This is a genomic window from Citrobacter sp. S55_ASV_140, from assembly GCF_018919505.1.
GTDB classification, from domain to species: Bacteria; Pseudomonadota; Gammaproteobacteria; order Enterobacterales; family Enterobacteriaceae; genus Citrobacter; species Citrobacter werkmanii.
On record NZ_JAHLQZ010000155.1, the window covers coordinates 1 to 9,747 of the forward strand.

9 protein-coding genes are annotated in these 9,747 nt (G+C 51.5%); 4 read left to right on the forward strand and 5 right to left on the reverse strand.

Annotated elements, in window-relative coordinates:
* The 4 genes from KQJ18_RS18160 to KQJ18_RS18175 form a co-directional block, all read right to left on the reverse strand.
* A partial coding sequence (locus KQJ18_RS18160; RefSeq protein ID WP_253297520.1) for an FGGY family carbohydrate kinase occupies positions 1-354 on the reverse strand: 354 nt, incomplete at its 3' end.
* A 53-nt stretch (positions 355-407) separates the two neighbouring features.
* Complete coding sequence (locus tag KQJ18_RS18165) at positions 408-1,358, reverse strand: ABC transporter substrate-binding protein (RefSeq protein ID WP_216422443.1); 951 nt, start codon at positions 1,356-1,358, stop codon at positions 408-410.
* Between the two features lie 73 nt (positions 1,359-1,431).
* On the reverse strand, positions 1,432-2,415 hold the full coding sequence (locus KQJ18_RS18170; protein ID WP_087856949.1) for an ABC transporter permease: 984 nt from the start codon (positions 2,413-2,415) through the stop codon (positions 1,432-1,434).
* Between the two features lie 3 nt (positions 2,416-2,418).
* Positions 2,419-3,918: a sugar ABC transporter ATP-binding protein gene (locus KQJ18_RS18175; protein ID WP_069324532.1), complete on the reverse strand. Its 1,500-nt coding sequence runs from the start codon at positions 3,916-3,918 to the stop codon at positions 2,419-2,421.
* A gap of 465 nt (positions 3,919-4,383) precedes the next feature.
* On the opposite strand from KQJ18_RS18175, the gene fucI reads away from it, so the two are divergent.
* The 4 genes from fucI to fucR all read left to right on the forward strand — a co-directional run bounded on the left by fucI (position 4,384) and on the right by fucR (position 8,878).
* The gene (fucI, locus tag KQJ18_RS18180; protein ID WP_087856950.1) at positions 4,384-6,159 is read left to right on the forward strand and encodes an L-fucose isomerase; all 1,776 of its coding nucleotides are present in this window, start codon (positions 4,384-4,386) and stop codon (positions 6,157-6,159) included.
* Positions 6,160-6,258: 99 nt separating this feature from the next.
* A complete protein-coding gene (fucK, locus tag KQJ18_RS18185) occupies positions 6,259-7,677 on the forward strand; it encodes an L-fuculokinase (RefSeq protein WP_216422445.1) in 1,419 nt (472 codons plus the stop codon).
* Position 7,678: 1 nt separating this feature from the next.
* Entirely contained in the window at positions 7,679-8,101 is a 423-nt protein-coding gene (gene fucU, locus KQJ18_RS18190) for an L-fucose mutarotase (RefSeq protein ID WP_006686989.1), read from the forward strand.
* A 57-nt stretch (positions 8,102-8,158) separates the two neighbouring features.
* Positions 8,159-8,878, forward strand: coding sequence for an L-fucose operon activator (gene fucR / locus KQJ18_RS18195; RefSeq protein ID WP_085048804.1), 720 nt, complete (start codon positions 8,159-8,161; stop codon positions 8,876-8,878).
* Positions 8,879-8,921: 43 nt separating this feature from the next.
* On the opposite strand, the gene rlmM is transcribed toward fucR, so the two are convergent.
* Positions 8,922-9,747, reverse strand: an 826-nt coding sequence (gene rlmM / locus KQJ18_RS18200; RefSeq protein ID WP_216422447.1) for a 23S rRNA (cytidine(2498)-2'-O)-methyltransferase RlmM, incomplete at its 5' end; no start/stop codon positions are given.

The following is a 9,747-nucleotide window of genomic DNA, read 5'->3' on the forward strand; positions in this document are numbered from 1 at the left end:
TTCCTGCACCGCGCGATGATCCATCCACATAATGATGTTATGGTCTGATGGTTCGCCTGGTGAAACCGCCAGGCCCTGCCCCTGCTCGTCGAGAGCCACCAATGAACAAGTGGCATCGAATCCCAGTGAACGGATATCCTCAATGCAGATCCCGGATGACGATACTGCCCCCTTAACCGCATCGCAAACCTGCTGCCAGATTTCTGCAGATGACTGCTCAACCCGAGCGGGGCCGGGTCGAAACTGCGAGATAGGGCGTGTCGCAAAGGCCAGACGTTTGCCGCTGGCATCGAACACACCCGCCCTGACACTGGCAGAGCCGACATCCACACCGAGGAAATATCCACTGCTCATAGTAACTCCCTGACGTTAGCTAATAGTGGGGCGAGTACCTCGCCCCAACGCTCTTATTTTTTACCGAATGGGTGTAACAGCTTGTCAATTTCTGGGGTATCAATGTTCTTCGCACTAACGAATTTCACCGGAATATCAATCTCTTTTGGTACAGACTGACCGGATACCGCCGCTTTCAGCGTCTTGATACCCTGATAGCCAATCTGGTAGGCGTCCTGCACAACAAAGCCCTGAATCACCCCGGACTTCAGGAAGGCAATAATGGCCTCGGTGCTGTCAAAACCAATCACCTTCACTTTGCCTTTCAGGTTTTGACTATCAATTGCGTTTGCTACGCCGAGCGTTGAGCCTTCATTCGTGCCATAAATCCCTGCAATATCCGGGTTGGCCTGAATCATATCGATGGTTTTATCCATCGCTTTTTGCGGATCGCCATCGCTATACTGGACCGGTAGCACCTGGATATCCGGATATTTCTCCTTCATGCGGGCAATAAACCCTTCTGAACGCTCAATCGCTGAGGAGGTCCCTGCTACGTGCGCAATAATGCCCACTTTTCCTTTGTTGCCCACTTCCGCTGCCAGCGCGTCTGCCGCTTCAGCCCCGGCTTTACGGTTATTCGTGGCGACAAAACTGACCGGAATATCAGAATTCACACCGGAGTCAAAGGTCACAACTTTAATGCCGCGTGAATTTGCGGTCTCAACTAATGGCGCCAGCGCATTGGCATCTAACGCGGCCAGTAATAGTCCATTAGGTTTTTGCGCCATCGCGTTTTCAACTAACTGAATCTGCTCGGCAATCTGAGTTTCATCCGCCGGGCCCACGTAGCTGGTTTTGTCACCCAACTCTTTTGCTGCCGCTTCCGTCCCCATTTTTACGGTTTGCCAGAATTCATGCTGGAAACCTTTACTGACCACGGGAAGATTCATATCTTTAGCCAAAACGCTGGATGTCATACAGGCCAGCAGGGATAACGCATAGACAAAATTCCTGGTTCTCATTGTTTTACTCCGTTCTGAGTGAGTCACCCTAAACGTCAGGGTTATGATGTCCCGTGACTTCCGGGAGCGTAAATCAACGAATTTTTTTGCGTAATGTGTCGAGATAAACCGCAGCAATGACCACTACCCCCATGGCCACCATTTGCCAGAACTGGGAAACCCCCATCAGGTTCAGACCATTTTTCAACACGCTCATAATGAATGCGCCAATGATGGTGCCGCCGATGGTGCCAATCCCGCCCATCAGACTGGTACCGCCAATAACAACCGCCGCGATAGCTTCCAGCTCATAACCCACACCGACCGTTGGCTGCCCGGAGTTTAAACGTGAGGCCAGAATGACCCCGGCAATCCCGGTCAGCAGACCACAAAAGGCGTAGACGAAAATTTTCACGCGCTGCACTTTAATCCCGGAAAGATGTGCCGCCACCTCATTACTGCCCACCGCGTAAACATAGCGGCCTATCACCGTTTTCTTCAGGATGTACGCGGCGATGAGCGCCACCACCACCAGGTAAAAAACGGGATAGGGCAGCACATCAAACAACCGTCCCTGGGCCAGCATTTTGAAGGTGGGGTAATCAGCGAAGTAAATCGCGCGGCCATCGGTCATCACCATATTGATACCTCTGACGGACATCATCAGACCCAGCGTGGCGATAAAAGGCGGGATAGTCATTTTGGTGACCAGCAGACCATTGATATAGCCGCATAATCCTCCAGCCAGTACACCCGCAAGAATACAGACGGGCAGAGGCAATCCCAGCGTGGCGCAGATACCTACCGCGACACCAGAAAATGCCACGACTGAACCGAGAGAAAGGTCGATCCCTGAAGTGATAATGACGAAGGTAACGCCAATTGCCATAATGCCAATCACCGAGGTTTGCAGGGCAATTGTCATAATGTTTTCAGTATTAAAGAAAAATGGCGAACCAAAACTAAAAAATATTACCAAAATAATCAGACTTAAAAGTGGCGCAAGGCGCATTAAAAGTTCTTTGTTAATTTTTATTTTCTTATTATTGCTGTCTGAAGAGGTTACAGAGATAGTCATAAGTTAGTCCTCTAACGTCGCATATTGCATGATTTTTTCTTGTGTGGCGTCATCAGAAGCTAGCTCCCCGGTAATACGCCCATTACGCATCACTAAAATGCGATCGCACATACCCAGCACTTCCGGTAATTCAGAGGAGATCATGATAATTGATTTCCCTTTTGCCACCAGCCGATTCATTAATTCATAAATTTCAAGCTTGGCCCCCACATCAATCCCGCGAGTGGGTTCATCAAAGATGAGAATATCGGTGTCTTTACACACCCATCGGGCAATAATAATTTTCTGCTGATTACCACCACTTAAATTCAAGGCGGCTTGCTCTAAATGTGGTGTTTTAATACGTAGGGCTTTAACCTGTTCCTCGCTGGTTTTCTGGCAACGTTTGCTGTCCACATTGCCAAAACGATCGGAATACTCAGGGTAATTGCCCAACATAATATTGCGCTCAACGGACAGTCCTAATGCCAGTCCCTCTTTTTTCCTGTCCTCGGTTAAATAGCTGATACCCTGTTGGATAGCATCAGGAATATCTTTAATCACCGTAACTTTACCGTTCAGCTTAAGGGTTCCACCATCAATGGGATCCGCGCCAAAAATCGCCCGCGCCAGCTCAGTACGCCCTGCGCCCATCAGACCGGCGAAGCCCAGGATTTCTCCTTGGTAAAGCGTGAAATCAATATTGTTCAATACACCATTACGCGTCAGCCCACTCACTTCCAACACGGGCTTACGTTGAGCCAAAGGTTCACGGCGAGGATAAATATTACCGAGGTCACGCCCGACCATCATGGCAATCAGGTCGCTAATTTTGACCGCATCATAATCCACGGTGGCAATAAACTGCCCATCGCGCATTACCGTAGCGCGATCGGCTATCAGCGCCAGCTCCTCCAGTCGGTGCGAAATGTAAACAATGCCAGTCCCCTGTTCTTTCAATAAACGGGTTACCTGAAACAAGCTGTCGATTTCCGTTTCCGTCAGTGCCGCTGTAGGTTCATCCATAATAAGAATCTTGGCATTGACCGATATCGCTTTAGCTATCTCAACCATTTGTTGTTGAGCAACGGTCAGATCGGCAACCAGCGTGTCTGGGGCGATATTCAGGTTTAACTTTTGCAAAATATCGATCGCAGCCTGCCGCTGTTGTTTTTCGTCCAGACGCCAGCGATTATTTTTGCAAAACTCCCTGCCAATAAATATATTTTCTTCAACGGTGAGTTCAGGGAATAGGTTAAATTCCTGATGAATAATCGTGATACCTGCACTTTGCGCACTTAACGGGTTAGCGAAAGTAACCGGCTGCCCCTCAAAAATAATCTCCCCTTCATCAGGCTGATAAACACCGGATAAGATCTTCATCAACGTAGATTTTCCTGCGCCATTCTCACCCAGCAGCGCATGAACCTCACCTTTGTGTAAAGCAAAATCCACATTACTCAACGCTAATACGCCGGGAAAACGTTTCGTAATATGACTCATCTGTAAAAATGTTTCAGACATTGCTGCTTTCCTCAATATACAGAAACTGCAGTCAGTGAATCAGGCGAAAACAAGATTGCCAGAGAGCCATCGTCACCGTTAATGCGAATACTACTTACAAGTTCATATGCGTTTTATCAATCATGCTAACTCGAGTTAGCGAAGTGCCTTTTAAAGCTATTTTAGCTACTCAAATTAGCCAAATCATTTGGTTTAAAACTGTGATGCTGAACAGACAATTTATTATATGATTATGATTTAAAAGGTTTTTATTAAAAATCTGCGTATTTGTTTATTTGACGCAGATCGAATTTTAACCACTTCTCGTGAAGCCTCTCACAGTTCCATAACAAAAAAGTTGTGTAAAAAACTCTCCAATACCTAAGCTAACTCGAGTTAGCAAAAATGGGTAATTCAGCCAACTGCGACAGTGGTGTCCAACATCCGCTTTTGCAGCACGGCACAAAGTGAGATGAGGAACCTCGAATGAGAAAAAATAGCTTACCGAAGATTGGTATCCGCCCGGTTATTGATGGCCGTCGTATGGGGGTACGTGAGTCGCTTGAAGAGCAAACCATGAATATGGCGAAAGCCACCGCCGCGCTTATTACGGAAAAACTTCGCCATGCCTGTGGCGCACAAATTGAATGTGTAATTGCCGACACCTGTATTGCCGGTCTGGCGGAATCCGCAGCCTGTGAAGAAAAGTTCAGCAGCCAAAATGTTGGCGTAACGATTACCGTTACCCCCTGCTGGTGTTACGGCAGCGAAACCATCGACATGGATCCGATGCGTCCGAAAGCTATCTGGGGCTTTAACGGCACAGAACGCCCTGGCGCCGTTTATCTTGCTGCCGCGCTGGCTGCGCATAATCAAAAAGGTCTGCCCGCGTTCTCCATTTACGGTCACGACGTACAGGATGCCGGCGACACCACCATCCCCGCCGACGTCGAAGAAAAACTGCTGCGTTTCACCCGGGCGGGCTTAGCCGTTGCCAGTATGAAAGGTAAAAGCTATTTATCCGTAGGCGGCGTTTCTATGGGCATTGCCGGTTCTATTGTCGATCATAACTTCTTTGAATCCTGGCTGGGAATGAAGGTTCAACCTGTTGATATGACTGAACTTCGCCGTAGAATTGATCAGAAAATTTATGACGAAGCTGAACTGGATATCGCACTGGCGTGGGCAGACAAGCATTTCCGCTACGGCGAAGATCAGAACGCCCAACAGTATAAGCGTAACGAAGAGCAGAGCCGCGCGGTACTGAAAGAAAGCCTGCTGATGGCGATGTGCATCCGCGACATGATGCAAGGCAATCAGAAGTTAGCAGACAAAGGTCGTGTTGAAGAATCGCTGGGTTACAACGCGATTGCCGCGGGCTTCCAGGGCCAGCGTCACTGGACGGATCAATATCCAAACGGCGACACTGCCGAAGCACTGCTGAACAGCTCCTTCGACTGGAATGGTGTGCGTGAACCGTTTGTTGTCGCGACTGAAAACGACAGTCTCAACGGCGTAGCGATGCTGTTTGGTCACCAACTCACTGGTACAGCACAGGTTTTTGCTGATGTGCGCACCTACTGGTCGCCAGAGGCGGTGGAGCGTGTCACGGGTAAACCGCTGACCGGGCTGGCTGAGCACGGCATTATTCACCTGATCAACTCTGGATCGGCAGCCCTGGACGGCTCTTGCAAGCAGCGCGATGGCGCAGGTAAACCAACCATGAAGCCGCACTGGGAAATCTCACAGAAAGAGGCCGATGATTGTCTGGCGGCGACCGAATGGTGTCCGGCTATTCACGAATACTTCCGCGGCGGCGGTTACTCCTCTCGCTTCCTGACCGAGGGCGGTGTGCCATTCACCATGACTCGCATCAATATTATCAAAGGGTTAGGACCGGTTCTGCAAATCGCCGAAGGCTGGAGCGTGGAGTTACCAAAAGAGGTGCATGCTCAGCTTGATGCGCGTACCAACTCGACCTGGCCGACCACCTGGTTTGCCCCGCGCTTAACCGGTAAAGGTCCATTCAGCGATGTCTATTCCGTCATGGCTAACTGGGGCGCAAACCACGGTGTGCTGACGATTGGCCACGTCGGCGCAGACTTTATTACGCTTGCCGCCATGCTGCGTATTCCGGTTTGCATGCACAACGTGGAAGACGAAAAAATCTATCGTCCTTCAGCCTGGGCAGCCCACGGTATGGATAGCGAAGGCCAGGATTATCGTGCCTGCCAAAACTACGGCCCGCTGTATAAACGTTAATGTGGCTTTGCCCGGTGGCGCAAGCTTACCGGGCCTACGGACGAGTGAACCTTAGGCCGGATAAGCGCAGCGCCATCCGGTAGCGTTTCAGGAGTTGTTATGAAACAAGACGTTATCCTGGTACTCGACTGCGGCGCGACCAACGTGCGGGCCATTGCCGTTGACCGACAGGGAAAAATTATCGCCCGCGCCTCAACGCCCAACGCCAGTGATATTGCCGCAGAAAACGGGGCCTGGCATCAGTGGTCGCTGGAGGCCATTTTGCAACGCTTCGCCGACTGCTGTCAGCGGCTCTCTACGCAACTGGCCAATTGTCGTATCTGTGGGATCGCCGTCACCACCTTCGGCGTAGACGGTACGCTGGTCGATCAACACGGCAAACAGTTATATCCGGTAATCAGTTGGAAATGCCCGCGCACCGCAGCAGTGATGGAAAATATCCATCGCTACATGTCGCCGCAGCAACTGCAGGAAATCTCCGGCGTCGGCGCGTTCAGCTTCAATACGCTGTATAAACTGGTGTGGCTGAAAGAAAACCATCCACAACTGCTCGAACAGGCACACGCCTGGCTGTTTATTTCGTCGCTTATCAACCACCGTTTAACCGGCGAGTTCACCACAGATATCACTATGGCGGGCACCAGCCAGATGCTGAACATCCAGCAGCGCGATTTCAGTGATGACATTTTGCAGGCAACCGGCATACCGCGCCGACTGTTTCCACGTCTGGTGGAAGCGGGCGAACAGATTGGGGCACTGCAACACGAGGCCGCCAGCCTGCTCGGGCTGCCAGTGGGTATTCCGGTGATATCTGCCGGGCACGACACGCAGTTTGCGCTGTTTGGCGCGGGGGCTCAGCCAGACGAACCGGTGCTCTCTTCCGGTACATGGGAAATTCTGATGGTGCGCAGTGCGCAGGTGAACACCTCTCTGCTCAGCCGTTATGCGGGTTCCACTTGTGAATTAGACAGCCAGGCCGGACTGTACAATCCCGGCATGCAGTGGCTGGCCTCCGGCGTACTCGAATGGGTGCGTAAGCTGTTTTGGACTGTCGAAACGCCCTGGCAGACGCTGATTGACGAAGCCCGGTCCATTCCTGCTGGCGCAGAAGGCGTCAAGATGCACTGCAACCTGCTGGCCTCTCAGAATGCGGGCTGGCAAGGGGTTACGCTCAATACCACCCGCGGGCATTTTTATCGCGCCGCGCTGGAAGGACTGACAGAACAGTTGCAGCAGAATTTGCACACGCTGGAAAAAATCGGTCATTTCCAGGCCTCTGAATTGTTATTGGTTGGCGGGGGCAGCCGTAACGCATTGTGGAACCAGATTAAAGCTAACGTTCTCGGGATCCCTGTCAAAGTGCTGGATGACGCCGAAACCACCGTGGCAGGCGCCGCAATGTTTGCCTGGTCAGGTATGGGTGAATTTACCACCCCGGAACAGGCTCGTGCCCAGGTGAGCTACCAGTACCGTTACTTCTATCCGCAAACCGAATCTGAACTGACAGGAGTCGAGTAACATGCTCAAAACGATATCACCCTTAATTTCTCCCGACCTGCTGAAGGTGCTGGCTGAAATGGGTCACGGCGATGAGATTATCTTTTCCGATGCCCATTTTCCGGCTCACAGCATGGGACCGCAGGTGATTCGCGCCGACGGTCTGCTGGTCAGCGATCTGCTGCAGGCGATTATTCCGCTTTTTGAACTGGACAGCTACGCCCCGCCGCTGGTGATGATGGCGGCAGTAGAAGGCGACGCTCTCGATCCTGACGTCGAGGCTCGCTATCGCCAGGCGCTTTCCTTACAGACCCCCTGCCCAGACATCACGCGTATTGACCGTTATGCCTTTTACGAACGCGCGCAAAAGGCGTTTGCGATCGTTATCACAGGAGAACGGGCAAAGTACGGGAATATTCTTTTAAAAAAAGGGGTAACGCCATAATCTCTGGTCAGCATGCCCGTCTGGTACGGGCATTCTGCATAAAATGAGGATCAGAACATGAAAGCGGCGCGCCAGCAGGCCATCGTAGATCTGCTTACCCACCACAAAAGCCTGACAACCGAAGCCCTGTCTTTGCAGCTTAACGTCAGCAAAGAGACCATCCGCCGCGATCTCAGTGAATTACAAACCCAGGGCAAAGTGCTACGCAATCATGGACGGGCCAAGGCCATTCACCGGAAAAATCAGGACAGTGGCGACCCGTTTCATATTCGACTCAAAAGCCACTATGCGCACAAAGCGGATATTGCGCGGGAAGCGCTGGCATGGATTGAAGAAGGAATGGTGATCGCCTTAGACGCCAGCTCAACCTGCTGGTATCTGGCACGTCAGCTACCGGACATCGACATTCAGGTTTTTACCAACAGCCAACCCATTTGCCAGGAATTGACAAAACGCGAACACATTCAGCTCATTAGCTCTGGCGGTCGCCTTGAACGTAAATACGGCTGTTATGTTAATTCCGCGCTCATCTCGCAGCTAAAATCCCTCGATATCGATCTATTTATTTTTTCCTGCGAAGGGATCGACAGCGACGGCACGCTCTGGGACTCCAATGCCACCAACGCAGACTTCAAATCCATTCTGCTTAAGCGCGCATCGCAATCTTTATTGCTGATCGATAAAAGTAAGTTTAATCGTTCCGGGGAGGTCCGGATTGGGCGTCTGGATGATGTGACGCATATCGTGTCAGATACGCAGCTGATTGAAACAACATAGACCGGATAAGACGTTTACGCCGCCATCCGGTCTATGTTTAGCGTTATCGCTCGTCCCGGCGACCGCCGACGGCAGCCCACAGACGACGCACGTGTACGGTCACTTCTTCCCGATCATGATACAACTGACGCGCCTGCATCTGGGCATTGACGCCATGCTCATCAAGCTGTGCCTGGATATAGGCCAGATTCTGCGATACCTCTTCATAACGTTTTTTCATCGGCAGCTTGAGGTTGAAGATCGTCTCGCGACACCAGCCGTTGACCAGCCACTGCGCCATCAGCGCGGCAACCTTCGCCGGCTTCTCCACCATGTCGCACACCATCCATGAGATGTTGTTACGATTCGGGCGATACTTAAATCCGTCTTCGCGCAACCAGGTGACCTGCCCTGTATCCATCAGGCTTTGCGCCATCGGACCATTATCCACGGAATAAACCCACATGTTGCGTTTAACCAGTTGATAGGTCCAACCGCCCGGACATGCGCCTAAATCCACGGCATACATGCCGTTGGCCAGACGCTCGTCCCACTCATCTTCTGGAATGAACACATGCAGCGCCTCTTCCAGCTTCAGCGTTGAGCGGCTCGGCGCATCGGCCGGGAACTTCAGGCGCGGAATACCCATGTAGAACGGGGAGTTATTGTCAGGCCAGGAATAACCGGTATAACAACAGCCAGGGGCGATAAAGAAAACATGAACCACCGGACGTTTCGGCGTTTCATATTTTGCCAGTACGCCCGCTTCGCGCAGCGCCGCGCGCAGCGGTACGGTAAATTTACGGCAGAACTTAACCAGCTCTTTGCTTTCATTGGTGTCGGCGACTTCGACACGCAGATCGCCGCCTTTTTCCACCACGCCCTGCAAC

What these genes read in the sequence shown, in the direction of transcription:
- KQJ18_RS18165 (WP_216422443.1), bottom strand. Translation starts at nt 1,358, where the DNA reads ATGAGAACCAGGAATTTTGTCTATGCGTTATCCCTGCTGGCCTGTATG.
- KQJ18_RS18170 (WP_087856949.1), bottom strand. Translation starts at nt 2,415, where the DNA reads ATGACTATCTCTGTAACCTCTTCAGACAGCAATAATAAGAAAATAAAA.
- KQJ18_RS18175 (WP_069324532.1), bottom strand. Translation starts at nt 3,918, where the DNA reads ATGTCTGAAACATTTTTACAGATGAGTCATATTACGAAACGTTTTCCC.
- fucI (WP_087856950.1), top strand. Translation starts at nt 4,384, where the DNA reads ATGAGAAAAAATAGCTTACCGAAGATTGGTATCCGCCCGGTTATTGAT.
- fucK (WP_216422445.1), top strand. Translation starts at nt 6,259, where the DNA reads ATGAAACAAGACGTTATCCTGGTACTCGACTGCGGCGCGACCAACGTG.
- fucU (WP_006686989.1), top strand. Translation starts at nt 7,679, where the DNA reads ATGCTCAAAACGATATCACCCTTAATTTCTCCCGACCTGCTGAAGGTG.
- fucR (WP_085048804.1), top strand. Translation starts at nt 8,159, where the DNA reads ATGAAAGCGGCGCGCCAGCAGGCCATCGTAGATCTGCTTACCCACCAC.